The organism is Robertmurraya sp. GLU-23, assembly GCF_052983275.1.
This window is the reverse complement of the sequence record NZ_JBRKCV010000013.1, coordinates 1-26,142: the sequence shown is the minus strand read 5'-3', so window position 1 is coordinate 26,142 and position 26,142 is coordinate 1. Positions and strand designations below refer to the sequence as shown.

The 26,142-nt window shown below is 38.8% G+C and carries 34 protein-coding genes; 19 read left to right on the top strand and 15 right to left on the bottom strand.

Features of this window, described 5'->3' with window-relative positions:
• Nucleotides 1–43 precede the first annotated feature (43 nt).
• Nucleotides 44–1,108: an NAD(P)/FAD-dependent oxidoreductase gene (locus ACVBAX_RS18090; protein ID WP_447118257.1), complete on the bottom strand. Its 1,065-nt coding sequence runs from the start codon at nucleotides 1,106–1,108 to the stop codon at nucleotides 44–46.
• A gap of 249 nt (nucleotides 1,109–1,357) precedes the next feature.
• Here ACVBAX_RS18090 and ACVBAX_RS18085 point away from each other — a divergent pair, with 249 nt between their 5' ends.
• Nucleotides 1,358–1,597: a YuzB family protein gene (locus ACVBAX_RS18085; RefSeq protein ID WP_447118256.1), complete on the top strand. Its 240-nt coding sequence runs from the start codon at nucleotides 1,358–1,360 to the stop codon at nucleotides 1,595–1,597.
• 236 nt (nucleotides 1,598–1,833) lie between these two features.
• Here ACVBAX_RS18085 and ACVBAX_RS18080 read toward each other — a convergent pair whose 3' ends face one another.
• Nucleotides 1,834–2,526, bottom strand: coding sequence for a DUF2225 domain-containing protein (locus tag ACVBAX_RS18080; protein ID WP_447118255.1), 693 nt, complete (start codon nucleotides 2,524–2,526; stop codon nucleotides 1,834–1,836).
• 226 nt (nucleotides 2,527–2,752) lie between these two features.
• On the opposite strand from ACVBAX_RS18080, the gene ACVBAX_RS18075 reads away from it, so the two are divergent.
• On the top strand, nucleotides 2,753–3,115 hold the full coding sequence (locus tag ACVBAX_RS18075) for a HesB/IscA family protein (protein WP_430775074.1): 363 nt from the start codon (nucleotides 2,753–2,755) through the stop codon (nucleotides 3,113–3,115).
• Nucleotides 3,116–3,212: 97 nt separating this feature from the next.
• On the opposite strand, the gene ACVBAX_RS18070 is transcribed toward ACVBAX_RS18075, so the two are convergent.
• Complete coding sequence (locus tag ACVBAX_RS18070; RefSeq protein ID WP_447118254.1) at nucleotides 3,213–4,211, bottom strand: NAD(P)/FAD-dependent oxidoreductase; 999 nt, start codon at nucleotides 4,209–4,211, stop codon at nucleotides 3,213–3,215.
• 375 nt (nucleotides 4,212–4,586) lie between these two features.
• On the opposite strand from ACVBAX_RS18070, the gene ACVBAX_RS18065 reads away from it, so the two are divergent.
• The 5 genes from ACVBAX_RS18065 to ACVBAX_RS18045 all read left to right on the top strand — a co-directional run bounded on the left by ACVBAX_RS18065 (nucleotide 4,587) and on the right by ACVBAX_RS18045 (nucleotide 7,958).
• The gene (locus ACVBAX_RS18065; RefSeq protein ID WP_447118253.1) at nucleotides 4,587–5,804 is read left to right on the top strand and encodes an NAD(P)/FAD-dependent oxidoreductase; all 1,218 of its coding nucleotides are present in this window, start codon (nucleotides 4,587–4,589) and stop codon (nucleotides 5,802–5,804) included.
• 88 nt (nucleotides 5,805–5,892) lie between these two features.
• Nucleotides 5,893–6,384: an NUDIX domain-containing protein gene (locus ACVBAX_RS18060; protein WP_447118252.1), complete on the top strand. Its 492-nt coding sequence runs from the start codon at nucleotides 5,893–5,895 to the stop codon at nucleotides 6,382–6,384.
• Nucleotides 6,385–6,537: 153 nt separating this feature from the next.
• Nucleotides 6,538–6,669, top strand: coding sequence for a YuiA family protein (locus ACVBAX_RS18055; protein ID WP_430775078.1), 132 nt, complete (start codon nucleotides 6,538–6,540; stop codon nucleotides 6,667–6,669).
• Between the two features lie 123 nt (nucleotides 6,670–6,792).
• Nucleotides 6,793–7,116, top strand: a complete 324-nt coding sequence (locus tag ACVBAX_RS18050; protein WP_447118251.1) for a YuiB family protein — start codon at nucleotides 6,793–6,795, stop codon at nucleotides 7,114–7,116.
• A gap of 134 nt (nucleotides 7,117–7,250) precedes the next feature.
• A complete protein-coding gene (locus tag ACVBAX_RS18045) occupies nucleotides 7,251–7,958 on the top strand; it encodes a 3D domain-containing protein (protein ID WP_447118250.1) in 708 nt (235 codons plus the stop codon).
• 86 nt (nucleotides 7,959–8,044) lie between these two features.
• Here ACVBAX_RS18045 and ACVBAX_RS18040 read toward each other — a convergent pair whose 3' ends face one another.
• Nucleotides 8,045–8,521, bottom strand: coding sequence for a divergent PAP2 family protein (locus ACVBAX_RS18040; protein ID WP_430775080.1), 477 nt, complete (start codon nucleotides 8,519–8,521; stop codon nucleotides 8,045–8,047).
• A gap of 121 nt (nucleotides 8,522–8,642) precedes the next feature.
• Here ACVBAX_RS18040 and ACVBAX_RS18035 point away from each other — a divergent pair, with 121 nt between their 5' ends.
• From ACVBAX_RS18035 to ACVBAX_RS18010, 6 genes are all read left to right on the top strand, one after another.
• Nucleotides 8,643–9,026 carry a DUF309 domain-containing protein gene (locus ACVBAX_RS18035; RefSeq protein ID WP_430775081.1) on the top strand — a complete coding sequence of 128 codons (384 nt, stop codon included), beginning with the start codon at nucleotides 8,643–8,645 and terminating at the stop codon, nucleotides 9,024–9,026.
• 51 nt (nucleotides 9,027–9,077) lie between these two features.
• Nucleotides 9,078–10,583, top strand: coding sequence for a leucyl aminopeptidase (locus ACVBAX_RS18030; protein ID WP_447118249.1), 1,506 nt, complete (start codon nucleotides 9,078–9,080; stop codon nucleotides 10,581–10,583).
• A gap of 529 nt (nucleotides 10,584–11,112) precedes the next feature.
• Entirely contained in the window at nucleotides 11,113–12,426 is a 1,314-nt protein-coding gene (locus tag ACVBAX_RS18025) for a Na+/H+ antiporter family protein (RefSeq protein ID WP_447118248.1), read from the top strand.
• A 79-nt stretch (nucleotides 12,427–12,505) separates the two neighbouring features.
• Nucleotides 12,506–13,099 carry a sulfite oxidase-like oxidoreductase gene (locus ACVBAX_RS18020; protein ID WP_447118247.1) on the top strand — a complete coding sequence of 198 codons (594 nt, stop codon included), beginning with the start codon at nucleotides 12,506–12,508 and terminating at the stop codon, nucleotides 13,097–13,099.
• A 124-nt stretch (nucleotides 13,100–13,223) separates the two neighbouring features.
• Nucleotides 13,224–13,835 (top strand): DedA family protein, encoded by a 612-nt coding sequence (locus tag ACVBAX_RS18015; protein ID WP_447118246.1) that lies wholly within the window; start codon nucleotides 13,224–13,226, stop codon nucleotides 13,833–13,835.
• A 51-nt stretch (nucleotides 13,836–13,886) separates the two neighbouring features.
• Nucleotides 13,887–14,723: an undecaprenyl-diphosphate phosphatase gene (locus ACVBAX_RS18010; protein WP_430775086.1), complete on the top strand. Its 837-nt coding sequence runs from the start codon at nucleotides 13,887–13,889 to the stop codon at nucleotides 14,721–14,723.
• 148 nt (nucleotides 14,724–14,871) lie between these two features.
• On the opposite strand, the gene ACVBAX_RS18005 is transcribed toward ACVBAX_RS18010, so the two are convergent.
• Together ACVBAX_RS18005 and ACVBAX_RS18000 are read right to left on the bottom strand one after the other, a co-directional pair.
• Nucleotides 14,872–15,933, bottom strand: a complete 1,062-nt coding sequence (locus tag ACVBAX_RS18005) for an alpha/beta fold hydrolase (protein WP_447118245.1) — start codon at nucleotides 15,931–15,933, stop codon at nucleotides 14,872–14,874.
• Between the two features lies 1 nt (nucleotide 15,934).
• Nucleotides 15,935–16,405 carry a hypothetical protein gene (locus tag ACVBAX_RS18000; protein ID WP_447118244.1) on the bottom strand — a complete coding sequence of 157 codons (471 nt, stop codon included), beginning with the start codon at nucleotides 16,403–16,405 and terminating at the stop codon, nucleotides 15,935–15,937.
• A 203-nt stretch (nucleotides 16,406–16,608) separates the two neighbouring features.
• On the opposite strand from ACVBAX_RS18000, the gene ACVBAX_RS17995 reads away from it, so the two are divergent.
• Nucleotides 16,609–16,800, top strand: coding sequence for a hypothetical protein (locus tag ACVBAX_RS17995; protein WP_251516954.1), 192 nt, complete (start codon nucleotides 16,609–16,611; stop codon nucleotides 16,798–16,800).
• 396 nt (nucleotides 16,801–17,196) lie between these two features.
• On the top strand, nucleotides 17,197–17,412 hold the full coding sequence (locus ACVBAX_RS17990; protein ID WP_430775090.1) for a hypothetical protein: 216 nt from the start codon (nucleotides 17,197–17,199) through the stop codon (nucleotides 17,410–17,412).
• 83 nt (nucleotides 17,413–17,495) lie between these two features.
• Here ACVBAX_RS17990 and ACVBAX_RS17985 read toward each other — a convergent pair whose 3' ends face one another.
• Nucleotides 17,496–17,948: a hypothetical protein gene (locus ACVBAX_RS17985; protein ID WP_447118243.1), complete on the bottom strand. Its 453-nt coding sequence runs from the start codon at nucleotides 17,946–17,948 to the stop codon at nucleotides 17,496–17,498.
• Nucleotides 17,949–18,092: 144 nt separating this feature from the next.
• On the opposite strand from ACVBAX_RS17985, the gene ACVBAX_RS17980 reads away from it, so the two are divergent.
• Nucleotides 18,093–18,707 carry a DedA family protein gene (locus tag ACVBAX_RS17980; protein WP_447118242.1) on the top strand — a complete coding sequence of 205 codons (615 nt, stop codon included), beginning with the start codon at nucleotides 18,093–18,095 and terminating at the stop codon, nucleotides 18,705–18,707.
• Nucleotides 18,704–19,084: a PaaI family thioesterase gene (locus ACVBAX_RS17975; RefSeq protein WP_447118241.1), complete on the top strand. Its 381-nt coding sequence runs from the start codon at nucleotides 18,704–18,706 to the stop codon at nucleotides 19,082–19,084. The genes ACVBAX_RS17980 and ACVBAX_RS17975 overlap by 4 nt, the downstream gene beginning before the upstream one ends.
• A gap of 35 nt (nucleotides 19,085–19,119) precedes the next feature.
• On the opposite strand, the gene mnhG is transcribed toward ACVBAX_RS17975, so the two are convergent.
• Genes mnhG through ACVBAX_RS17940 form a run of 7 tightly spaced genes read right to left on the bottom strand, consistent with a single transcriptional unit; the run spans nucleotide 19,120 to nucleotide 24,865 of the window.
• Complete coding sequence (mnhG, locus tag ACVBAX_RS17970) at nucleotides 19,120–19,476, bottom strand: monovalent cation/H(+) antiporter subunit G (RefSeq protein ID WP_447118327.1); 357 nt, start codon at nucleotides 19,474–19,476, stop codon at nucleotides 19,120–19,122.
• Nucleotides 19,460–19,744 (bottom strand): Na(+)/H(+) antiporter subunit F1, encoded by a 285-nt coding sequence (locus ACVBAX_RS17965; RefSeq protein WP_119709774.1) that lies wholly within the window; start codon nucleotides 19,742–19,744, stop codon nucleotides 19,460–19,462. Before ACVBAX_RS17965 ends, mnhG begins: the two co-directional genes overlap by 17 nt.
• Nucleotides 19,744–20,220: a Na+/H+ antiporter subunit E gene (locus ACVBAX_RS17960; RefSeq protein ID WP_430775094.1), complete on the bottom strand. Its 477-nt coding sequence runs from the start codon at nucleotides 20,218–20,220 to the stop codon at nucleotides 19,744–19,746. The genes ACVBAX_RS17965 and ACVBAX_RS17960 overlap by 1 nt, the downstream gene beginning before the upstream one ends.
• A 5-nt stretch (nucleotides 20,221–20,225) precedes the next feature.
• Entirely contained in the window at nucleotides 20,226–21,707 is a 1,482-nt protein-coding gene (locus ACVBAX_RS17955; RefSeq protein WP_447118239.1) for a Na+/H+ antiporter subunit D, read from the bottom strand.
• Nucleotides 21,700–22,041: a Na(+)/H(+) antiporter subunit C gene (locus tag ACVBAX_RS17950; RefSeq protein ID WP_119709771.1), complete on the bottom strand. Its 342-nt coding sequence runs from the start codon at nucleotides 22,039–22,041 to the stop codon at nucleotides 21,700–21,702. Before ACVBAX_RS17950 ends, ACVBAX_RS17955 begins: the two co-directional genes overlap by 8 nt.
• Nucleotides 22,041–22,463 carry a Na(+)/H(+) antiporter subunit B gene (locus ACVBAX_RS17945; RefSeq protein WP_430775096.1) on the bottom strand — a complete coding sequence of 141 codons (423 nt, stop codon included), beginning with the start codon at nucleotides 22,461–22,463 and terminating at the stop codon, nucleotides 22,041–22,043. Before ACVBAX_RS17945 ends, ACVBAX_RS17950 begins: the two co-directional genes overlap by 1 nt.
• On the bottom strand, nucleotides 22,460–24,865 hold the full coding sequence (locus ACVBAX_RS17940) for a Na+/H+ antiporter subunit A (protein ID WP_447118238.1): 2,406 nt from the start codon (nucleotides 24,863–24,865) through the stop codon (nucleotides 22,460–22,462). Before ACVBAX_RS17940 ends, ACVBAX_RS17945 begins: the two co-directional genes overlap by 4 nt.
• A 293-nt stretch (nucleotides 24,866–25,158) precedes the next feature.
• Here ACVBAX_RS17940 and ACVBAX_RS17935 point away from each other — a divergent pair, with 293 nt between their 5' ends.
• On the top strand, nucleotides 25,159–25,374 hold the full coding sequence (locus tag ACVBAX_RS17935) for a hypothetical protein (protein ID WP_447118237.1): 216 nt from the start codon (nucleotides 25,159–25,161) through the stop codon (nucleotides 25,372–25,374).
• A gap of 65 nt (nucleotides 25,375–25,439) precedes the next feature.
• Nucleotides 25,440–25,997 carry a DUF5366 family protein gene (locus tag ACVBAX_RS17930; protein ID WP_430775099.1) on the top strand — a complete coding sequence of 186 codons (558 nt, stop codon included), beginning with the start codon at nucleotides 25,440–25,442 and terminating at the stop codon, nucleotides 25,995–25,997.
• Between the two features lie 57 nt (nucleotides 25,998–26,054).
• Here the strand turns inward: ACVBAX_RS17930 and ACVBAX_RS17925 are convergent, their stop codons facing one another.
• Nucleotides 26,055–26,135: an IS3 family transposase gene (locus ACVBAX_RS17925; protein WP_369075157.1), complete on the bottom strand. Its 81-nt coding sequence runs from the start codon at nucleotides 26,133–26,135 to the stop codon at nucleotides 26,055–26,057.
• Nucleotides 26,136–26,142 lie beyond the last annotated feature (7 nt).

The following is a 26,142-nucleotide window of genomic DNA, read 5'->3' as shown; positions in this document are numbered from 1 at the left end:
AATAAAAGAAGCTCTCCTATCATGGTAGGAGAGCACTTTTGTATTAGCCATTGTGATATTTATACATCCATAGAATACCTGATTTTAATAGTCTTGCCACTCGTCCTGTGATTGGACGTTCTGCTACTAAACCAAAGCCATGTTTTTTACCTAAAGAGCCGAGAACTCCCTTTAACTTAATAATCGGCATTGTTTCTGGAAGCGGTTCATTTGCCCATCTTTTTAAGAGAATTTGTACAATCTGTTCCGCTTGTCCTTCAGCTAATTGAGCGCTAGGTGCGTGCGGTAGACTTGCGCAGTCGCCCACGACATACACATGTTCATCATTAGGTAAATTGTGATGAACAGTTAGCACCACACGCCCTTGATGATCTTTTTCAACATCAAGGTTTCTGATAATTTCTACTGGCTGAATGCCTGCAGTCCATACAATCGCATCTGAGTGTAGTGGTTCATCGTGATTGTATAGAGTATTTTCTTCTACCTTTGTGATATGTGAATTGTTAACAATTTCTACTCCGTGATTATCAAACCAATTTTCCACATACGTCCCTAAACGAACAGGGAAGGCGGATAAGATATGATTTCCGCGGTCGAATAGCTTAACGTTTAAATCGGGTCTGCTTTCATTTAATTCACTTGCTAGTTCTACACCGCTCAAACCAGCCCCAACAATGCTGACTACAGAGCCAGGGGCTAAGTTATTCAATGCTTGATACGTTGTTCTGGACTTCTCAATCGATTGAATGCTATACGTATAACGGTCTGCCCCTGGGACATTGTGGTATTTGTCTTCACAACCTAGACCAATAACTAATTCATCGTAAGTGATCTGATCATTATTCACGAGAACGGTTTTCTCTTCAAGATTAATATCTTTAACCTCTCCGTATTTGATGGTAAGCCTAGGGTGCTCAGGGAAAGCTACCCGTACATGCTGATCGGAAATCGTGCCAGCTGCAAGAGCGTAATATTCTGTTTTTAAACAGTGATAAGGAATTTTATCAACTAGCGTGATGGTTACATCGTCTGGAAGTTGAGAGGGTAATAAGCGTGCGAGTATTCTCATTCCCCCGTAGCCTCCGCCGAGAATAACGAGATTCTTCATAATCAATTTCCCCTTTTTCTCTACAGTTGAGTTGCTATTCTCTCTTATAAAAACGTTTGCAATATGATGACATATTAAAATAGAAAAACATTATATATGTTTAAAAACACCATAAAAAGTATAACGAAATTGTGACAAAACCACAACATATTCAGTACAATTTCTTGACATTTAATATTTTTGGAAGGAATCTACCTACTTGAACTTTTTGGTTGGACAAGGTACATTTACTTAGTAGAGGTGGGAGAAATGATAAAACCAATTATAGAGTTTTGTATAAGTAATTTAGCAAGTGGGGCTCAAAAAGCACTTGAACAGCTAGAAAAGGATTATGACCTAGATATCATTGAATATGGATGTCTTGGCTATTGTGGCAAATGTGCATCAACACTATTTGCACTAGTAAATGGAGAAGTGGTCTCCGGGGATACACCTGATGAGCTGGTAGAAAATATTTATCAGTATTTAGAAGAAAATCCGATGTTTTAACAGGGCTCTTTTCTAAAACATTGTTGCTATATACACACTTTTTAGGAAAATTAACATATGTTTCAACAGCCAATCAGAATATTTTCATCTTTAGAAAAGAGCTACTCTCCAAATAGACCAATAAACCCAGCGTTATGCGGGGGAAAATCCGGCTTTTGGGATTTTTCCAAAACAACAAACTTTACGAAGACAGCCTTTAACATACAAAAAAGGGTCACCTTATCGGTAGACCCTTTTTATATTTTTGTTTTTTGCGCTTCGCGTATTTCCTGCCAACGATCTCTGGCCATTTCAACGATCTTTGCCTCATTATAGCTTCCTTGTTTTTCAATAACCTTTGAAAAATATTTCACGGATTGGTCGATCTGACCTGTTCGTCTAGAAAGCTCCGCAATCATATAGAGAAGCCGAAGCTCGGTCATTTGCGTTCCACGATAATCATCAGTGATATATGCTTCCATATATTCGTCCACAGCCAGCTTCATAAATCGTTGCTCCTGCTCGTGGTCTAGAAGTGCTCTGTATATCCAAGTCAGTCTCATATACAAACCTGCAATTGATACATGCTTTTCTTTTTTCAATGTTCCACAATAGGCGGCAAGTTTGATGGTTTTTGCGGCCTCTGGGTACGTCCTAACTTCACCAAAACTACGGGGGTGCCACTGTTGGGCTATTTTAGAATCAATGATTTCCTTGCTGCCTGGTGGAAAATAAGGCGTAAAGTCATCTGTAAAAGAAAATCCGCATTTCGGACATACCGTAACAAAATAAAGGTTAGGATCATTTTCTATATTCTCATACGTAGGGGCAAAGTCAGTATCATAGGACTTTACTACTACAAAACGTGAGCGAAGCTTTTTTGTCGTAAACTTGGTTTTACACATCATACATTCACATTTTTTATCATAAAGCGGCTGTAGTTCAGTCATATTCACACACACCCCTTTTATTTTTTTAATGATTTTTATAATACTATTGTACCTTATTATTTGTGATAAAAGAACTATAAAAACATAATATTTGAAAAGAAGTAGGTTTAGTTTCAGTGAGATGAGGAACTAAAACAATTCCATTTTTCTAAGTCCGTTCAGTTGAGTATAAAGACATTGCTGTATATACTAAAAGTAAAGATGTTCGAAGGAGGAAGGAATAATCATGAAAGATATTATTACTGTGACAGATGCGGCTGCACTTCAAATAAAAGATATGATGAAAGAGAACGAAGAGGAAAATGCGTACTTACGCGTAGCGATTAAAGGTGGCGGCTGTAGTGGCCTATCGTATGGTCTTGGATTTGCTCACGAGGTAGAAGAAGGGGACACGAAGCTTGTTCAACATGGAATTACGTTCTTAGTTGATAAAGAAAGTGCACCTGCGTTAGCAGGAACCGTTATTGACTATAAGCAATCCCTAATGGGTGGCGGCTTCACCATCGAAAACCCTAACGCCATTGCTTCATGTGGATGTGGTTCCTCTTTCCGTACAGCAACGAACCAAGGTACACCGGAAGAATGCTAAAAAGTGCAAGGATCATCCTTGCACTTTTTTCTTTTCTCTGTCCAGCTCCGCCTCTTTGACTTATGCTTGTCGGGTCAGAGCAGTCGGATCCGCTTTTCTACTTAAACATCGATGAACTATGCAATGGCTGTGCTTTTGCCTTTGGGTCAATAAATGTTTTCGCGTTGTTCACGGCTGTGGGTGCTTCACCGAAGCCGCAGGCAATCAGCTTTACTTTCCCTTCATACGTACAGATATCTCCCGCTGCATAAATGCCGGGAATATTCGTTTCCATTTTTGAATTTACCATGATGGAGTTTTTTGAAATCACAAGTCCCCATTCCTTGATGGGACCAAGGGACGATACGAATCCGTAGTTACAAATCACAGCATCTACATCGACGGTTTCTTCTGTTTTATCATTCACATTCTTTAGCACAACTTGTGCAATATCTCCTTCACCATTTGAAAGTAAATTAGCAGGCACGTAGGGAGTTTTTATCTCCACCTTGGAATGTTTTAAATTTTGTACACTGTGCTCGTGAGCCCGGAACTTATCACGACGGTGGACAATCGTTACTTTTTCGGCAATGGGTTCGAGCATTAAAGCCCAATCAACGGCTGAATCTCCACCGCCAAATACGACCACCTTTTGATTAGCAAATTGATGAAGATCGTCAATAAAGTAATATAGATTTTTCCCTTCGTATTGGGAGGAGTTTTCTAACTCTAATCTGCGGGGTTGAAAGGCTCCATTGCCTGCGGTGATGATGATTGTTTTTGAAAAATGGACTTCTTTATTGGTTGTTAGCTTAAAGATTCCATCCGTTTGTTTCTCGATTTTTTCAACGGATTGCTCTAAACAAACCGTTTGATTAAAGGTAGCCATTTGCTCCTTCAGGTTATTGACTAACTGCTGGGCCCGGACTTTAGGAAATCCAGCAACATCATAGATATACTTTTCAGGGTATAAAGCGGATAATTGCCCACCTAACTGTGGCAAGCTTTCGATCAATTTAACAGTTGCTTGTCTCATTCCCCCATAGAAGGCAGTAAATAGTCCAGTAGGTCCTCCGCCAATAATGGTAATGTCGTAAACTGTCTGGTCCTCTTTCATTCTATATCCTCCTCACTATGTGTAGGGATTTATCAATTCATACTACCAAAAGTATTAAAAACGGCTCGGAGTTATGACTAAATAATGAAATTCACTCAGGGAAGTCACTAACAGCATGAATATTGTCAGAAAAGTTTACCATTTAAATGATCGTTTTTTGGTAGATTTTCTGCTTGAAAAAGTGAATAAAAAGGAATATGATGATATGTAGACATATTGTTAACTTTTTGTGTCATTTTTTCAACATTTTCTTGTCTTCTTTCGTGAAAAACATCACAAACTTTTTCGTTATTATTATAAAATAAATTCCTTTATAGAAGCGGAAGATAAAAAAAACACAAAAAACTATATATAAAAAAGGTGGGTTTGAACGTCTTGAGAAAGCCAAAAATCGTAGTATTAGGTGCCGGATACGGTGGATTAATGACAGTAACAAGATTACAAAAGCAAGTTGGAGTAAATGAAGCGGATATCGTCCTTATTAACAAAAATGATTACCACTATGAAACAACATGGTTACATGAAGCGTCAGCTGGTACATTACACCATGACCGTGTACGTTACAATGTAACAGATGTTATTGACACAAATAAAGTAGAATTCATTAAAGGTACGGTTCTTTCTATTAACCACGAAGAGAAGAAAGTGGTTCTTGAAAAAGGTGAGGTTGAGTACGATTACCTTGTGGTATCACTTGGTGCAGAGCCAGAAACGTTCGGAATTAAAGGTTTGAAAGAGCATGCATTTGCGATTGCTAATATCAATGCTGCACGTCAACTTCGTGAACATATTGAATATCAATTCGCTACGTACAATATGGAAGAAGAAAAGAAAGATGAAAGATTAACCATCGTTGTTGGTGGTGCTGGATTTACAGGTATTGAATTCTTAGGAGAATTAACAAACCGTATTCCTGAACTTTGCCGCGAGTACGATATTGATTTCGGTAAAGTAAAACTAATTTGTGTAGAGGCTGCTCCAATGGTACTTCCTGGATTTGATCCAGAACTAGTTAACTACGCAACAGCTCAATTAGAGCGTAAAGGTGTAACATTCATGATCGGTACGGCTATTAAAGAAGCGACTGAAAATGGAATTGTTGTTGGTAAAGGCGAAGACGAAGTAGAAGAAATTAAGGCTGCAACAGTGGTTTGGGCTGCGGGAGTTCGCGGTAGCTCAATCATTGAAAACTCTGGATTTGAAGCAATGAGAGGTCGCGTAAAGGTTCAACCTGACCTAAGAGTGCCAGGACACGACAACGTATTCATTATCGGTGATTGCTCACTAATCATCGACGAGAAGGTGAATCGTCCATACCCACCAACAGCTCAAATTGCGATGCAACAAGGTGAACTATGTGCAAGCAATATTGTCGCTCTTATTCGCGACAAAGGTGAGTTAGGTCACTTTACATTCGATAACAAAGGAACAGTGTGCTCACTTGGACACGACGATGCAATCGGAGTAGCCTTTGGCAAGAAAATGACTGGTGGAACGGCTTCATTCATGAAGAAGATGGTTGATAACCGTGCATTATTCATGATCGGTGGACCTTCACTTGTTCTGAAAAAAGGTAAATTCAACGTTCTATAATAGACGAGAAAGAACAAGCTGAACAAACAGCTTGTTCTTTTTTTGATATTATCGGTGATATAATTATTGTATAAGTGGGGTGTGGGATGTGAAGAAATCGGAAAGAGGAAAGGTCTGGCTAGCAGTGGCTGGTTTGGTTATTAATGAACATGGCGAATGGCTTGTGGTAAAAAAGAAGTATGGGGGATTAAAAGGGAAGTGGTCCTTACCCGCTGGATTTGTAGATGAAGGGGAAACAGCCGACGAGGCTGTTATTCGAGAGGTAAAAGAAGAAACAGGATTAACCTGCCGTGTTGAACAGTTGCTTGGAGTACGAACAGGAGTCATTAAGCATGAAATTAGTGACAATATGATCATGTTTCTTTTGCACCAAATAAAACCAGAGGAAAGCATTGTCATTCAAGAAAATGAGCTCTATGAGGCTGCTTTTATCCTTCCAGACCAGTTGCTAGATGAAAATAAAGCTTCTATTATGCTCGCGTATATGATTGAAGCGATGAAATCTGAAGAGAGAATAAAAGTCGATCATATTGATCCAGGACAGCAGTTTGGATACACGTCTTATAAATTATTTTTATAATTATTAAAATATTTAGAAACAGTATGGAAAATAGAGAAAAAAATACTTGTATGCGTTACCACTCTCTGTTTTTGGAAGATTTTCTTACTTTCTTTTTTGGAATTTTCATGATATATTATCTGAAAATTCAGTCGTTTGGGAAGGTTGAGGAAAATGAATGTGGTGAAGGTTGAAACAAAGGAATGTCTTTATTGTTCAGGCACGGGCTACTTCCAGCTTTTACTTGGTGGTTCAGAAACATGCCCAAGCTGTGGGGGAACTGGAAAACAGAAAGAATCAAAATGACCAAATTTCCTCCGTATATGATGCGGAGTATTTTTTTGCCTTCTTTCCTCCCCTCATTTTATTGACGAAAAACGATTGCTTTTAGTACACTAAAAGTTGATGTGTGAAGGGGGAAACAACCAAATGCCAATGACGATATTTGTTCTACCAATATCGATGCTTTTGTTTTTTGTTTTATTTTTTGGAATCGGATTCATCTTAAATATGCTACTAAGAATGTCGTGGATTATGGCAATCATATATCCAATTGTTTCGATCCTCATTGTGGATGTAGTTAGCTTCAGTGAATATTTTACAAATAGCTCGGCTTCATTTCAAGACTTGGGGAACCGATTTATGAATCTAGCACTTGCAGACATTCTAATTTTAAGCAGTGGAATGGCAGGAGCTATACTTGCAGGAATAACGATAAAAATGTTAAGAAATAGAGGATACCGCATGTTTTAGCCTTCACATTAGTGGAGGTTTTTTTGTTTTATATGGAGGTTTGTTAAAAAATACCAAAGTCTATTAATTCACTAAAATATGAATACTTCTTTCAGAAATGGGAAATGACTAGTTTTGGGAGGAGTGAAAAAAAGATGAAAATAGTGAAATTGTTTATAAGGCGTGTCATGTTGATGGTGTTGTTTATTGGAGCATTAGGTGCAACATTTCAAAGTATTTCAGGTGTAAAAGCTGAATCGCTACTGGCAAATACAAATTATGGTGACGAAGTGGACACTGAGGATTCTGTTTTTGATCACACCGTAAAAAAAATTGGATTGGCATTTAAATTCTTAAATAATATAGCTAGTGAAGAAACATTAATCTCATCAAGTGAAGAAGTGATCGGGGCGCCGCCAAAGCTTGAAGAAGCATTTGATTGGGGACAATACCCGAAAGCAACGGTAACAGCCACTGGCTACACTGCAGGAGTTGAATCGACTGGGAAGAACCCTGGGCATCCGGAGTTTGGAATTACATATTCAGGTGTGAAGGTGACGAGAGACTTATTTTCAACAGTAGCTGCGGATTTAAATGTTTTTCCAATTGGAACGATTCTCTTTATTCCTGGTTATGGATACGGAGTTGTTGCCGATAAAGGTGGAGCGATCAAAGGCAATAAAGTAGATCTTTATTATGAAACAGTTGAAGATGTGTACAACAACTGGGGTAAGAAAACACTAGAAGTGTATGTGATTGAAAGAGGCAATGGAAAATTAACTGAAGAAGAGCTTCGTGCCTTAAATGAGGACAAGGCATTACAAGTATTTCGTCAGCAATATACGAGCTCAGAAAGTAAATAAGAAAAAGGCGAGTTACTCAGATGAGGAACTTGCCTTTTTAGTTTTCCACAATATCCTGAATAGTTAAGTGGAAATATTATCTTTGTTTATGTAGTGATGAACCGTAGGAAGAACGCAACGAGTACACCGGTGATTCCTCCAAAGAATACTTCAATTGGTTTGTGCCCAAGGAGTTCTTTTAACTCTTTTCGTTTCTCTTGTTCAGGCTTATTCGGCCAACCTTTTGCTTCATCTATAAATTTATGAAAGTCATGTACAAGCTGATTTAATACAATAGCCTGTTCTCCAGCTTGCCTTCGCACACCTGTAGCATCAAACATGGTTATAATAGCAAACACAGCTGAAACAGCGAATATAGCGGAGTCAATCCCAGCTTCGAAAGCGACACCGGTAGATAGGGCGGTTACAGCGGCCGAATGGGAGCTAGGCATTCCTCCTGTACTGGTAAGCAGGGACCAATCAATCTTTCGTGTAGCGAGATACTGAATTGGAACCTTTACAAATTGAGCAAAAAAGATTGCGATCAAGGAAGCGATAAACGGGAAGTTAAATAAAAATTCCATAAATATATACCTCTTTTCTCCATCATGAATCCATTCACAAAAATTCTAGGGTTTGACATGATTTTCCCATTTTCCTTTGCTAAGATAGTGGTAAATGGAGCATCATTTAGGGGGGAAGTCATTGTCACACTATCCAGCTGAATATTATGAGTTTTTTATTTCATTTAATGAAGGCGATTATTATACTTGTCACGATTTACTGGAAGAAATGTGGATGACTGATAAAGGAAATTACTTTTTAAAGGGCTTATTACAAATGAGTGTAGCCATTTATCATTACGAGTATGGTAATGTTGTTGGTGCAAGATTAATGATGAAGGTGGCTTATGAATATTTAGACTCGTATCGTCCGATGCACTGGGGTCTGGATGTTGAAAAGCTCCATGCATTTATTTACCAGTGTCTTACTATTATACCACAACATATTGATCGAATTCCCTTTGAAAAAGTAGGGACTCTTCCAAGACTACCTCAGTACTACTTATTTTTAGAAGAAGATAATTAGATATTCGAAATATTTTTTTATATAATAGGTTTATAACTAGGAGGTGACGGTATGTTTTCCGTACATGATAAAATGGATTTATCCGTGAAATTGGACGCATTAGTCATTGGATTATTTGATAAGCCAGTAAAGTTTGACGGTGAATTAAAAGAGTTAGATGATCAATTTGATGGCTATTTAACCGAATTAGTGAAAAGCGGTGACTTGTCAGCAAAGAAGAAGAGTTTAACGAAAATACATACATTTGGAAAAATTGGAGCTAGAAATTTATATATTGTTGGACTTGGAAAAGAGGATCAAGCTACCTTTGCTTCCATCCGTGAAGCATTTGGAGCGGTGTGTAAACAAATTCAATCAGCAAGGCTAACTGAGATAGCTGTTCACTTAGATTCTTTCATAGGGAAAGAACTAGACGCGTTGGATGTGGCTCATGCTGTCGGAGAAGCACTTGCTTTAGCTACGTATGAGTTTAAAGGATATAAGCAAAAATCGAATGAGCCGGAAAAAAAGATTGAAAATGTCCATGTGTACAGTGAACAGGTAGAAAAGGAAGATCATCAGGCTGCGTTAACCGTAGGATATGTATACGGCAAAGGAACCAATTCTGCTCGTACACTAGTAAACTTACCTGGAAATATGCTAACGGCTACCGATATGGCTAATTACGCAAAGGCACTAGGAGAAAAATACGAATTCGAAATAGAAATTCTTGAAAAGGAAGATATGCTAAAGCTTGGTATGGGTGCAATGTTAGCCGTTAACCAAGGATCAACTGAGCCGCCAAAGATGATTGTTCTAAAGTATCAAGGGAAAGAGGAATGGACAGATGTGATTGGTTTAGTCGGTAAGGGGATTACCTTTGATACGGGCGGATACTCGATCAAGCCTAAGGATGGCATTGTTGGGATGAAAACCGATATGGGTGGAGCTGCTGCCGTACTTGGAGCGATGGAAATCATCGGTGAATTACGTCCTGAGCAAAATGTGGTTGCCGTCATTCCTTCGACTGATAACATGATTAGTGGTACAGCCTTTAAACCAGATGATGTGATTACGTCTATGAGTGGGAAAACGATTGAAGTATTAAACACAGATGCAGAAGGCAGATTAGTATTGGCAGATGCTGTCACATACGCTAAGTTCCATGGAGCACATTATTTGGTTGATATAGCAACGCTTACTGGTGGAGTGATCATCGCGCTCGGTACAGATACGACTGGTGCGATTACGAATCATGAAGGATTATTTGAGCAAGTACTTGAAGCCTCTTCTGAAGCGGGTGAACCTATGTGGCGTCTTCCTCTTTTCGAAAAGGATAAAGAAAGAGTTAGAAATAGTAAGATTGCTGATCTGAACAATTCACCTGGTCGAGAAGGTCATGCGATCATGGGTGGAGCTTTTGTCGGTGAGTTTGCCGAAAATACCCCATGGGTACATTTAGATATTGCGGGTACAGCTACCACTTCTAAAGCGTCAGACTTAGGGCCAGACGGAGCAACAGGTGTCATGACAAGAACACTCGCTCTCTTCGTTGAACGATTTGAAGCAATTAAATAATTGGTAAAAAAACATTAGGTGTAAAAGTCTAACGGGTTCGGTTTTCAAGACTTAACTAACAAACAGATTAGCAGTCCAATTCGCAACTGAATTGGACTGCATTTTTTTTGAAAATCAAGGCTTTCCAGGAATTTATAGGCGGAGAAATTCCGGTTAATGAGTATAGTAGGGGCTCAAGAAGCAGATATAAGCGGAAATTTTCCGATTAACTGCTTTATTTATACCTAAATCTAGAGTTTAGGTTCATATAAGCGGAAAAACTCCGCTTATTTTGCGGGAAATGTTGGTATTTCCCAAAATAAACGGAATTTCTCCTTTTATTTTTCAGACTTAGTGAAAACAATGTTCCAAGCATTTTCGCTTATCAAATTGCACGGTTACTTCTAATTTTGAACTTCAAGTAAACGTCCTTAGAGTTTTTTATTTCCTTGACAGGCTTTGAATTTCTGTGCTATTTTAATTCTTGTGTTTTATTACTCTACCAATTTACCAAACTAAAGGATTTTTTTGAAAGGAGCACTTATACAACATGAATGCAGTCATCCTTGCCGTGCTTGTAATGTTAATATTAAGTTTATTTCGCGTAAATGTCGTGTTATCCCTCATTATCGGAGCGATCGTTGGTGGGTTAACCGGTGGATTATCGATTGAAAAAACAATTGAAGTCTTCTCTGGAGGATTAGGAGGAAGTGCGGAGGTTGCCTTAAGTTACGCTTTATTAGGTGGATTCGCTATTGCCATATCAAAAACTGGGCTACCAAATGTATTGGTCGATGCCGTCTTAAAAATGGTTCAAAAGAATGGTGACTCGAAAGCCAAAGTTTATTCAAAAGCGCTGATTGTTTTTGCGATTTTATTAATGGCTTGCTTCTCGCAAAACCTGATTCCTATCCATATTGCGTTTATTCCTATTTTAATTCCACCACTATTAAATGTGATGAATGAGTTGAAAATAGATAGAAGACTAATAGCGTCTGTATTAACATTCGGGTTAACAGCCCCTTATATCCTTTTACCAGCAGGGTTTGGAAAAATCTTTCACGATATACTAGCTACTAATATGTCTGATAGTGGATTAACGATTGACCCTAGTGATATTCCGACAGCAATGCTAATCCCGACAGCGGGTCTTTTAGTAGGATTATTAATTGCTATTTTCTTCTCTTACCGTAAAGGGAGAAACTATGTAACACATGACTTAATTAATGTAGAAAAAAATGAACAAAGTAAGTTAGCAATTGTCTTTGCTGCACTAGCGATTATTGGTGCATTAATCGTGCAAATTCTCCTCGATTCAATGATTATCGGTGCTCTTGCAGGGATCATCATTATTTACTTGAGTGGTTCCGTGAAGTGGCGTGAGGCGGACGAGCTTCTAACAGATGGAATGAAAATGATGGCCTTTATCGGATTTGTAATGTTATCGGCCTTTGGGTTTGCCGAAGTATTAAAAGCAACTGGAGCAGTGGATGAACTTGTTCAACAGTCTGCGAATGTGATTGGTGGAAATCAGGGGCTGGCTGCTTTATTGATGCTAGTAGTAGGGTTGCTAGTAACTATGGGAATTGGATCTTCTTTCTCTACCATCCCCATCATTGCTACCATTTTCGTGCCACTTTGTATGGAACTAGGCTTTAGTCCGATGGCTACGATCGCATTAGTAGGTACAGCAGCAGCACTAGGAGATGCCGGTTCTCCAGCTTCTGATAGTACGCTGGGTCCTACAGCAGGATTGAATGCAGATGGTCAGCATAATCATATTTGGGACACCTGTGTGCCAACCTTTATTCATTACAATATACCACTTGTCATTTTCGGTTGGATCGCGGCTATGGTATTATAATAGGTGAAAGTGCAGCTTTCTTAAAGAAGGCTGCATTTTTTGATTCGCTTATACATATTAACAATAGGGGAGTGCTTGTATGTACTTTGGAAAAGTAAGCAAGAAGACAAACGACCGTGTTCCTCCTAACCAAAATGTAACAACCACTTTTCCTGTGGTACATCATGGGAATGTACCATATTATAAAAACTTAAATGAATGGACTCTTCGTTTATTTGGTGAAGTGAAAAAGGAAGTAGTTTTCACTTTTCCTGAGCTTATGGAGTTACCACAAACAGAATATAAAAACGATATTCATTGTGTGACTGGGTGGTCGAAACTTGATAATACATGGAGTGGAATAAGTACGTGTACTGTGCTCGATGCGGTTGATTTGTTAGAGGGAGTTGAACATGTCATTTTTCATGCGGAAGAAGGCTGGTCAGCTAATATTCCTTTTGAAGACTTTGCAAAAGAGACAAGTTTGCTCGCTCACAGCTTTAATGGAGTGTCGCTCACACCTGAGCATGGATATCCGCTGCGTGCGGTGATCCCACATTTGTACTTTTGGAAAAGTGCCAAATGGCTTCGGGCAATCGAGTTTTCCAAAAGTGATCAACCAGGCTTTTGGGAGAAAAATGGCTATCACAACTATGGGAACCCATGGAAGGAAGAACGTTTTACTTGGGATTAGAAGAGGGAAATTCATCCATATTCTAAAAAGAAGGTAGACAGGGCATTGCCCCAATGATTACAATTATGAAGTTGAAGACAGATCTTATTTGTGTTTGAAAAGAGTTGTTGGTAAGGAGGAAATTATGGAAGAATGGATTTTTAATATTATTGAAAACTATGGGTATCTTGGCGTATTTCTAATTATTGTAATAGAAAATGTATTCCCGCCAATCCCTTCTGAACTTGTTTTACCCTTTAGTGGATTTATGACAACAAAGACTGAATTGTCAGTAGCGATGATGATTGTTGCATCAACGGCCGGATCTGTGGTTGGTGGGACGATTCTATATTATATTGGTACAATTCTCGATGTTGAACGACTGGAAAAAATTGTGGACCGCTGGGGGAAATATCTTCAACTAAAAAGAGAAGATGTACACAAAGCAGATGCTTGGTTTGATCGTTACGGAATTTGGACTGTATTCTTTTGCCGAATGGTACCGTTACTAAGAAGTCTTATTTCTGTGCCAGCTGGGATGTCTAATATGAAAATGCCTTTATTCCTACTCTTTACTCTGTTAGGAACTGCCATTTGGAACACGCTTCTGATTGTTATTGGTGCGAAGCTTGGAGAAAATTGGACACAGATTTTAAATTACACAGAAGTGTATTCAGATATTATCTATGTAGTAGGTGCTATTGCGATTGTAGCGGTAATGTTCTTTTTTGGAAGAAGAATCTTCTATAAAAAGTAGACGATACTATACATGGTCATACGAATTAAAAGAAATTGAGGTTTTTATTTTATGAATGTATGGGATATATTTGTTGCGATTATTTTAGGATTTGTTGAAGGGTTAACGGAATTTGCTCCAGTTTCCTCAACCGGTCATATGATTATTGTGGATGATATGCTTTTTAAATCAAAAGAATTGTTCGGCAGTGAAGTGGCTAACACATTCAAGGTTGTCATTCAGCTTGGTTCCATTTTGGCAGTTGTCATTGTGTTCAAAGACCGCTTTATTCAGTTATTGGGACTTTCATCAAGAAAAACGAAGCAAGAGTATGGTGGGAAAAAGCTAAGACTTTCTCAAGTAATCGTTGGCCTGCTTCCAGCTGGGATACTGGGTTTGTTATTTGATGACTATATTGATGAGCATCTTTTTACAACAGAAACGGTATTAATCGGACTCGTTGCTGGTGCTGTACTGATGATTATTGCAGACCTCATGCCAAAGGATAAAAAGCCAAAGGTGGAAACGGTCGATCAGATTTCGTACAAGCAAGCGATTATCATTGGATTGTTCCAATGTATTGCATTATGGCCAGGTTTTTCTCGTTCAGGATCGACAATGTCTGGAGGAGTCATCCTAGGATTAAGCCACCGTGCAGCGGCTGACTTTACATTCATTATGGCTGTTCCAATCATGGCTGGTGCAAGCTTAATTTCTCTTTTAAATAGCTGGGAATACTTCACAATGGATGCACTGCCATTCTTTATTGCAGGCTTTATTAGTGCGTTCGTATTCGCTCTTATCTCTATTCGTTTTTTCCTGGCATTAATCAATAAGGTTCAATTAATTCCATTTGCGATTTATCGAATTGTGCTTGCTACAATTATCTTTGTTGTATTTATTTTATAATAGTGAAAGGCCTCCAAGTGGGGGCCTTTTCCTTTAGTCAAAAAAATCGAAATAAAACACATCGTTTCCTCTATCAAAAAACATTTGAAATACAATATAAGCAAACCCAAGATACTCATAAACTCCATCATATATTCCCATTTCCAATTTAGTTTACCTCCTCGCTTTCTATGTGTAGTGGATGAGAGCGTTTTGCTAACCAGCGGAAAAAATCGATTGGCAATCCTGCTCCGGATGCAATTCCGGTATGTCCATTTGGCAACAGAATAAGCTCCTTATCTTGGCTCCGTGCTAGTGTCATCATAGGCAAAGCCTGCTCTAGTGGTACAAGTTCATCATTGGTTGAAGCAATAACTAAAAGGTTAGCGGAGATTTGTTGCAATCGGGCTGATTCTCCTCCAATCTTATATTTTCCTGTCATTAACTTATTGTGAATGATCAAGTCATTCACGATTTGTTTAAGGGCGGCACCCGGAAAGGCAATATGCTCCTTTGTCCATTGATTGAATAGTGACCATTTGTGTGCATAGTCCTTGTTATGTCCTTTTTCTAATAGTGATAAATACGGAGAAATATAAACAGGGGATGTGATTAGTCGAACTCCGTATTGGATAAAGGCTGCTGGTATAATTCCTAGCCCATCAATGAGTGGTGATAGGTTGATTGTTTCATCCTTGATGGCTTGATGCAGGAGATCAAACTTTGGAACATACGAAAAGTCGACAGGAGTAACAAAGAGAATAAGATTCTCGATGGGTTCATTGGCAATGGCCGCGTATATCGCAGCGAGTGTTCCTCCAAGGCAAAATCCGATGACACTAATGCTATCGCTATTGGAGTGTTTCAGAGCGATCCTTGCACCTGGCTGTATATACTTGAGCACATAATCGTCGATGGTCATGTCGCGATCTTCGTATCTTGGAATTCCGAAGTCGATCAGATACACTTCATAGCCAGCATTGGTAAGAGCCCCGATTAAACTTGTATTTGGCATTAAATCTAATATCGTTGGTTGATTCACTAAGGAGTAAATCAAATAAAGCGGTGTATGATATTTTTTAACGGGGGCAGGGTAGTACCATAAAGTGGCTTTGTTTCTTTTCCAGAGAGCTTGTCTAGGTGTTGCTGCTGTGATGGAAGCTCCGTCAGTAAGTGCACGGAACAGTGAACTCCATCGAGCTTTCTCTAATGAAAATCGTTCAGCATCCATCTTACTCACCAAGCTTTGACTGATTTAATAAAGCATCTGAGAGCCTTGCAAGGTTTTCTTGAACAAGCTTTGCTCTTTCTTTACGGTCAAGGGGTCTTCTGCTTGTTTTTTGTAAGGGGGCTTTGTTAGAAGGAGGTCTTGTGCCCATTGCAGCTTCTAATCGCTGTAGAGTGGTTTCTATTTGTGCTAATCTTTGCTGAATATCCTCCAGCCGATCTTCATTTTGAATCGTCAGTTTGGCGACACTTGCCACATCTCTTTTGGTAGGAATGTTCAAGGGGACCGAGGCCGTTTCTACAGCGTCTTGAACCTCCTTTATAAGCTTTCCATACCATTGGGTTCTTCTACCTAGTAGACCAACGATGTCCTCTTTGTTTACTCGATTTTTTATCCAATCGTTTAATAAAGTTTCCGCTTTCGATCCAGTTAATTTAATTTGGCTATATAAATCATCAAGCTGTTCGCTGCGCAATCATCTCAGCTCCCTTTTGTAATGTACGAAAAATATCACTATATATTATAGACAGGCATTAAGAGAAGGTGCGAAAAATGGATATTAGCCTCTGCCTTATTTTTAATTGTCAAGAAAATGCCATTACTTTGTGCCGTGGAAAAGCATATTCTCCTGTAAAAGGTAAATAATATCTCCGTACCATATATAAGGAGGTTTTATTCATGCAGAAGAATGCTAGAGGATACGTTCAAGATTCAGTTAGTGCCTTATCAGAAGCAAAGGATTGCTTACAAAATGCTTTAAATACAGTGGAAAAGGGATCTAACCGTGACCGTATCGAGCAAACTTTGCAACAAGTAAACTCAGCCCTTCAATCATGTGACCAAACAGCTGGAATTTTAGGTCAGGAATAAAGGGTACACACGTGAATTCTTTTAGAATTCACGTTTTTTACTTTTTAAAGGGTGAAACAGGAGGAGATTGGGACATTTAGTAGGTATGAAGATCAAAATTCACGAAGATCCAGATAGAAATGAAGTTCATCGAGCTTATGAAGATCGAAACGATTGAAGATCTAAGGAGAAATGGTCTTCATCACCTTGATGAAGACCAAAATCAGCAAGCATAAACGGAAAACGATCTTTCCCTCAAACCACTATACTAAGACTCCACCTCCTTACAATCCTAACATTATAAAAAGCCCACCTTATATTATCTTTCTATATCGTGGACATTAGCCTATTCCAACTAGGTGTTTGTTGCATATGAAGTAGAGTAGGGAAGTATAGACACGAAAAGGAGGTATACGAATGCAACATCATTACGTTGGGCCACATCATCGTGGAGAGAGATTCTTCTTTGGTGCTCCATTTGCGGCTGGATTATTAGGCGGTTTTGCTGGAGGGTTACTAGGTGGCGCATTTTATCGGCCAAGACCATTTTATCCATATTATCCACCACCACCACCATTCTATGGATACGGATATGGCGGATACGGTGGATATGGAGGACCGTTCTTCTATTAAAATGTTATGTTACAAAACTAAATCAACAATCAAAAGGTTGAAATCATAACGAATGATTTCAACCTTTTATTATGCAGTCACCCTTACATCCACCTGACTGTAAGAGTCAAGTTACAGCAATTCATCGTATCTATATCCCTGCTGAAGACTAGTTTTAAACCATCCGGTGTATAGCTAATAACAGGGATGTTCTGAATTCCTGTATGTTTAATTTGATCCTCGACAAGCTTCTGCTTCGATTCTTGTGCGTTGCTCATAAGCTGTTTGGCAAACTCCTTTGAATCGGCCATTCTTTCAAGAAGCACACTTGCATCTTTCATCAGTGATTGCATATATTTAGCTGAAGTCATAAATAACTGTGGATTTACCTCTTGAAAAGGTCTGACGTAATAATTGGGTTGATAATAGAAAGATGACTGACGTGCACCTACGGAGTAATAGGGTAGATAGACTTGAAAGGGTACGGAATAGTATGGAAAGCTTCTGGGATCGTAACAATACAACCATTTCACATCCTTTATTAGAAAATAGGGCATATTTCCACCTTAATATATGCGTCCGAAAGAATGTCTGATGATAACATTACAAAAATGTTAAAATGACCTAGTTGGGTCTATATTTTGCTATAATGAATTTACTTAGTTACCAATGTTGCAAAAGTGGTCTTGGGAGGTGAAAGAATGGAGTTAGATTTTATTCTTGATATAATTGAGGAAAATGGATATTTAGGGCTGTTCCTTTGGCTTTGGTTTGGGGTAGTAGGCATGCCTGTACCTAATGAAATAATCGCCATGACGGTCGGTTTAGCGGCTTCCCTAGGTACGTTAAATCCAGTATGCATCTTTCTTTCTACGTATCTAGGAATAGTTGCTGCACTAACGACAAGCTACCTCGCAGGAAAGTACATAGGTGTTAGACTCCTTCCATTCTTTCGAAAGAGCAAACGGATGGCTCGAACCATTGACCGTTCCTTCCAATCGATTGAAAAGTACCATGCTTTTTCCCTTCTGTTTAGTTACTTTATCCCTGGATTACGAAACTTTGTGCCATTTATTTACGGACTAAGCAAGTTGTCCTATAAAGTGTTTGCTCTGTTTGCCTACAGTGGGGCTTTTATTTGGTTGAGTATCGTTTTTTCGCTTGGATATTGGTTTGGTGATCAGAAGGAAATCCTTGTCGAGTATGAAACAGAATTACTCCTTATGGGAAGTATCGTTTTTGTATGTGCGTTTCTATTAATAAAAGTGATTAATCGGAAAAAAGTAAAAAAGCTTAGGAGGTCTTCAAGTCTATGAAGGGAAACTCATTAATTCAAACACTAGGAATTGAATTTATACAGATTGAAAAAGGAAGAGTCGTCGCTACAATGCCTGTAGATGACCGCACACGTCAACCGTTTGGCCTTCTCCACGGAGGTGCTTCAGTAGCACTTGCAGAAAGCGTTGCATCAATCGGAGCGTACGAATTGGTTAATAAGGAAAAGGAAGTTGTCGTTGGATTAGAAATCAATGCCAATCATATTAAAGCTAAAAGAGACGGTATTGTAACCGCTACTGGAACAGTGCTTCATCAAGGTCGGACCACAATGGTATGGGATATTAAAATAACAGACGAACAAAACCAACTTATTAGTGTCTCACGGTGTACAATAGCTGTAATTGAAAAAAGATAAAAAATCCATGTGTGAAAGTCACACATGGATTTTTACTATTCCCTAGCACGTTCTTTTTTCACTGAAGCTAAATCGTCCTGAACACTTTTTTCCCAAAGCTTCACATTCGTATTGTACGCAGCTCTAGCGATAAGATGTCCGGCTACAGGTGAGGTCATAAAAATAAACACAATTCCAAGAATCAGCCGAGAATTCATATGGCCTTCTAATAGGTAGAAGTATAAAAAGGTACCTGCTAAAACAAACATAACTCCTAATGTAGCGGCTTTAGACGCAGCATGTGTGCGTGTATACACATCTGGTAATCTAATAAGACCGACTGCTGTAACGACGGTTAGGAGTGCTCCAAGTGCGATGCATATCCCGATAATAACCTTAACTATTTCGATCACGTTCAAGGATGACCCCCTTTTCTAAATACTTGGAGAAGGCAACTGTACCAATAAAAGCTAAAATTCCAATCAACAAGATAACTTCTAGGAAAGCATTTGATTTTAACATAATTGATACAAGCGCGATGATGGCAACTAAACAGATACCAAGTGCATCAAGTGCAACCACCCGATCTGGTGTTGTAGGACCTTTAATGACCCGGTACACCATAGCAAGCATAGATAAGGTAATACATACTAAAGAAATGGTTATAACCCACTGTAACATTACCTGCTCACCTCCATGATTGCTTTTTCAAAAGTATTTTTGATGCTAGAGATGGCTGCCTCCACATCTGAAGCATCCATCGCATGGATATAAAGAGTCTTATTATCATCAGAGATATCTACCACTAATGTCCCAGGTGTTAATGTAATCAGATTGGATAATAAGGTGATTTCCCAATCATTTTTTAGTTCAGTATGAAGAGCAAAAATTCCTGGCTGGATATCAAGCTTTGGTTTAATGATGACCTTTAAAACAGCTATATTGGATAAAAGAAGCTCTTTAATAAAGATGGCGATCAGGTTGATTACTGCTACCACTCTTAATAAATAAAAGCGGGATGGGAAAAAACGTCGAAAGGTAAAGACGAGCAATAACCCGAAAAAGTAGCCAACAAAGAAATCGATCGGTTCATTAGAAACCTTTAAAAACATCCAAACAAGAGCTAGAAAAACATTTAATAAAATTTGAAATGCCATTGTTATCACTCCTTCATGACGGCATTGATGTAGGTGGAAGGATTAGCAAGTGTTTCCGCAGCTTCTAAAATATACGGGTAAACCAGCTCCGCTCCAACTCCATACAACACAGAAATAATCACTAAAATAGCGGGAGAGATAAGCAACCAGCTAACAGGAGCTTTTTCTTCCTTTTCGTATGTGCGATGGATGCCCCAGAACCCATTAATAAAGATTTTCATAACAGAAAAAAGAACAAGGAGACTCGACATTAACACGATTCCAGCCCCCCAATAGGCTTCTGCACCAAAACCACTTCTGATAATCAACAGTTTGCCGACAAAGCCACTAAGTGGGGGAATTCCTGCTAAAGCAAGGGCAGATAGTAAGAACATCCAGCCTAATAAGGGATAATTCTTAATCAACCCACTGATCTTCTTTAAGTTGCTCGTTCCTGTAATTGCAATGACTACTCCAACCAGCAGGAATAGCGCTGCTTTAGTAAGCATGTCATGAATCAAATAAAAAATTGCACCTGTCAAGGATTCCGTTGTATTTATCGATACCCCAAACAAAATAACGCCAACAGCAATAATAATGTTATAAATAATAATCTTCTTAATATCCCAGTACGCTAATGCTCCGATAATGCCAACAATAATCGTAATGATCGCAAGTGCCCCTAAGAGTTCATGAGTATAGCCTGGGTCATGAGGGAAAAAGAGTGTATACGTCCTCATGATAGAGTAGACCCCAACTTTGGTTAAGAGCGCCCCGAACAATGCCAAAACAGGAGCAGGAGGAGCATAATATGAGCCAGGTAGCCAGAAATAAAGCGGGAAAATGGCTCCTTTTAAGCCGAAAACGATTAAAAATAACACAGCAATGACTGTTAAAATACCAGGCTGTCCCACTTCTGCAATCCTAGTGGAGATATGTGCCATATTTAACGTTCCTACCACTGCATATAAGTAAGCAACGGTAATAACAAACAACGAACTAGAAATAATATTCACTAAAATATATTTTACCGATTCGCGAAGCTGAGCCTTTGTTCCACCCAGGACCAATAGCACGTAGGAGCTCATAAGCATCACTTCAAAGAAGACGAAAAGGTTGAAAATATCTCCAGTTGTAAATGCACCATTAATCCCGACAATCAGGAATTGCAAAATAGAATAATAGTAGAATTTTTCTCTTTCCTCTCCAATTGCTCGGAAGGAATAGAGACAGCAAGCAAATGCAATGACACTTGTTGTCAAAACAAGAAGGGCAGAAAGCATGTCAGATACTAATGTAATCCCAAAAGGTGCTTCCCAACTTCCTAAGTTTAATGTTTGAATGCCATCTGTTCGAACCTTTTGAAATAGCAGAATAGACGCAAATACGGTGGATAAGAAAGATAAAACGGATACCCACCTAGAGGCTATTGTAAAGCGATTCAAAAAGATTAATATGACCGCTGTTATAAGCGGAATCAGTATAGGTAATAAAAGCAAATTATTCATTTATTTTCGTCCCTCTCAAGCGATCCATGTTGTCCGTTCCTAGCTCCTGGTACGCGCGATAAGCTAATACTAGAAAAAAGGAAGTAACACCAAAGGCAATAACGATAGCTGTTAATATTAATGCCTGTGGCAATGGATCATTGTACCCGGCTGCATGTTCTCCAAGTAAGGGAGCAGCGCCATTTTTTAGGCCTCCCATAGTTAAAACCAATAAATGTGTGCCATGACTTAAAAGTCCCGTTCCGATAATAATTCGAAGTAAGCTTTTAGAAAGCATTAAATAAGTGGCGGCCATAAAAATAATACCAACAACAAACGCCATAACGATTTCCATTATTCGTCCTCCCCTATTGTTTGAATAATGGTCATTGTGACACCGATAACAACAAGATACACACCGATATCAAATAACACAGCTGTGTGCAACGATGTTTTGCCAAGGATAGGTAAATATACATCATTAAATGCATGAGTTAAAAATGGAACATTAAACAGCAATGCACCAGCTCCTGTTCCAATGGAAAAAAGAAGCCCAATTGCCGTCATAATGCGGTAATTGACGGGTAAAATATTCGCTACCGTCTTCATATCAAACGCTAGCAGCAAGAGTACTAGAGCTCCTGCCGTCATCAATCCTCCAATGAATCCTCCACCCGGATAATAATGTCCAGCAAAGAAAAGATGAATAGAGAAGAGGAGAATGATGAACAAAATCACTTTTGTTACGGTTTGTAGAATGAGGTCGTTCGTTCTCATCCTTCTTTCCCCCTTGTTAGACGTAGTTTAATCATGGCAAAAATACCAAGTGATGCAATCGCAAGTACACAAATTTCAAATAGCGTATCAAAGCCACGGAAGTCAACGAGAATGACGTTAACCATATTTTTCCCTGCCGCACGGATATACGTATTGTCCACGTAAAAATGTGAGATCGAATCAAATAGCTTTGTACTATAAGAAGAAAGTGCAATGGCGGTAACAATCGCACCCACACCGATAGAAATAAGAGCATTTGTGAGCTTAAACGGAATTTTTGATTCTTCCTTTTTAAATTTCGGTAAATGATAGAAACAAAGTAGAAACAATGCGACTGACACCGTTTCAATGACCAACTGAGTAAGTGCTAAATCCGGCGCACGGAAAACGACAAAGAATAAAGCAACCGTATACCCAACTGCTCCTAACAAGATAATGGAGGTGAGTCTTGATTTAGCAAACAGAATGGTAATGGTGGTTACGACTATGAGCAAGGAGAGAACCAGCTCATAAAAGCCGATGCTAGATACTTTTGCTGTATCGATCACAAACGCGTCTTTCTTATAAAGCGTATAGCCCAAAATCAGAATGAAAAAGGCAAAAATATAAACCAAATACGTTCGGATATAACCATTCATATAAAATCTTGTCAGCTTAAACGAACCAGACTGAATCGATTCCATTCCTCTGTCATACAGCTTGTTTAAAGTTAATTTTTCAGGCAGTAGATGATAGGCTTTTTCCCATTTTGGTAACGTCAAATACAGAAGAATCCCAAGTATCACGACCGCAATGGTCATAAATAATTCGATGTTTGGTCCGTGCCAGAAGTAAATATGAACGTCAAACATATCTCCTGGAGAAAGCAGGCTAGGTAAAATCGAAGCCATCGCCGGTGATATTAAGTTATGGGAAAGGATATTTGGAAACAATCCAAAGATAATGACTAAAGAGCCGAGTATAACTGGTGAAATGAGCATTCCAAGCGGCGCCTCATGTGGCTTCTTCTTTAATTGTTCCGGTTTGTATTTACCCATAAATGTTCTAAACACAAGCTTCATGCTGTAAATGAACGTAAATACACTGGCGATCCAAGCAAGGACAGGAAATAATATTCCCCATGTGCTTAGAGAGAAAAGGTCCAATTTCAAAATATTTACCATACCGGTAAAAAACATTTCTTTACTTAAAAATCCGTTAAATGGTGGCAGGCCGGCCATAGAAAACGCACCGATAATTGCAAGCGTAAAGGTAATCGGCATCAAATGCATCAATCCGCCAAGCTTCCGTATATCACGTGTTCCTGTTTCATGGTCAACAATTCCTACGACCATGAACAAGCTTCCTTTGAAGGTAGCATGATTAATTAAGTGAAAGACAGCAGCTGTCGTTGCCACGGTAAACACATTATCGTCTATTCCATCATAGTGTAGGGCAGCAGCACCAACACCTAACAGAGACATAATCAACCCTAATTGGCTCACAGTAGAGAAGGCGAGTATGCTCTTTAGGTCTGTCTGTTTGACGGCTGAAAAAGAACCCCAGAACAATGTAACAATCCCGAAACCTCCGACAAGCCAGAGCCAAACAGGTGATTCAGCAAACACAGGGCTCATTCTTGCTACGAGATAAATCCCCGCCTTAACCATGGTTGCCGAATGTAGATAGGCACTAACAGGTGTTGGAGCTTCCATTGCATCAGGTAACCAAATATGGAATGGAAACTGAGCTGATTTAGTAAAAGCACCGAGTAAAAAGCAGAGTATTGCTGGAATAAGTAAAGTGTGCTCTAACACAACGTCTGATTGTGCGACAATTTCTGTAATGCTAAAGGATCCTGTCATGATGTATAGCAGGACGATGCCTCCTAACATGGCAAGTCCCCCGAAAACGGTGATTAACATAGACTTTTGTGCACCATATCTCGACTTTTCTCGATGGTACCAGTAGCCGATAAGTAAGAAAGAAGAAATACTAGTCAGCTCCCAAAAGCCGTACATAACAATTAAATTATCGGATAGGACCACACCGAGCATCGCTCCCATAAAGAGTAGAAGATACACGTAGAAGCTTCCAAGCTGTTCCTTATCTTTTGCTAAATAATAAATCGAATAAAGGACAACTAAAGACCCAATTCCAGAAATAAGCAAAGCAAAGAGCAATCCAAGTCCATCTATTTTAGCTGCGAAATTAATGCCAAGAGAAGGAATCCACTCAAAGCTTTCATATACTGTACCTTGGTGCGAAGTGGTACTAATAAACGAAAGAAAATAGCTAAATAATACAACTGGTAATGGTAGTACAAACCAGCCAGTATGTATTTGTCTAATGCTTTTGGAAAAAATAGGTATGATGACCGCAAGCAATAGAGGTGAAACAATGGCCAAGTGTAGCAAAGACAAAACAAAACCCCCTCTTTATATGTAAATAACAACTGTTTTTTTAAAAGTAATACTGCCTATTACTATTTCCATATTTTTCTCCGAACATGCTTCCACATTCTTTTACCGAAACAGCCATAAAAAAAGTATAACGCAAAAAAACAGACCTTGCATGCCTCAAGCGTACATCATCCCTTATTTGAAGCAAAACTAATAAATAGGTAGAAACGCAGATGAATTGGTGAAAAATTTTTATTTATTTTGAATAAAATCAGACTTTTATCCTCAAAATAATTTTAAAGTGAGGTGTGAGGATGAAAAAGAAAATACTAGCGTCATTGTCCATTTTTCTCCTCTTAGTGTCTTTGGCATGGACAATAGATAAAAAAGATAAGCGTGAATTTTATAGTCCTGATGAGGAGGGAGAAGTGGTTCAAATTTTTACCACTGACCCAGGCTTAAATAATATTCAGAAAAAGAAGTATCGCATGTTTAAGGCAAGGGAATATGTAAGAATTGAAAGACCATAAAGACTTGTAATATGTTCTCCTATCTTTCATAATAATGGAAGACAAAATCATATGTGGAGAATTCAATGAAAAATACGTATTTAACAAGTTACTTTCCTTTGGTTTCTATCTTATTATTTAGCTTGTCCTTTGCGATGCTAGTTGAGGTGCATCTTTTTAAATTTTTAAATGCTACTGGCATTTATGTAGGAATGCTAGAATTCTTTTCTAGAAGTGGAATCAAGCTTGCGTTGCTTATCTTATTGCTTGTTGTCTTTTTTATGGTATTTGCGGCTTTAAAGCTGATTGCTGATACGGTCAATGAGCTTTCTTTACTCTTTTTCTCAAAGGATTTTAACGGGGAAAGCTTAAAAGATGTTCGTGCAGGAGCGATTATTTATTTTTCAGGCTCTGTCTTATCGCTTTTAGGCTCTGCTCATGTAACCATACTAGCTATCGTTTTTTCCCTTACAACGATAAGTTACTTTGTCTTTTTTGTGTATAAGGTGAGCTCGAAGCTATCACTTTCTGGAATTATTGGACTGATTTTTTTTCAAGTACTTACCTGGTCAACGCTCGTGTTAGGTGTCGTATTTATTGCGTTAAAAGTATACAACAGCATCGTTGCTAGTTTACCAGTATAAGAAACCCCGGATGAAGAACTTGAACTGACCCGTAAAAGTGAGACTTAGAAAAAACACCTATGCTGCCTGTCCCCTATATTCAAGTGGGGACAGGTAGTTTAGTTTTGCCTGAATACGTACATGATTATATCGATACATATATTGA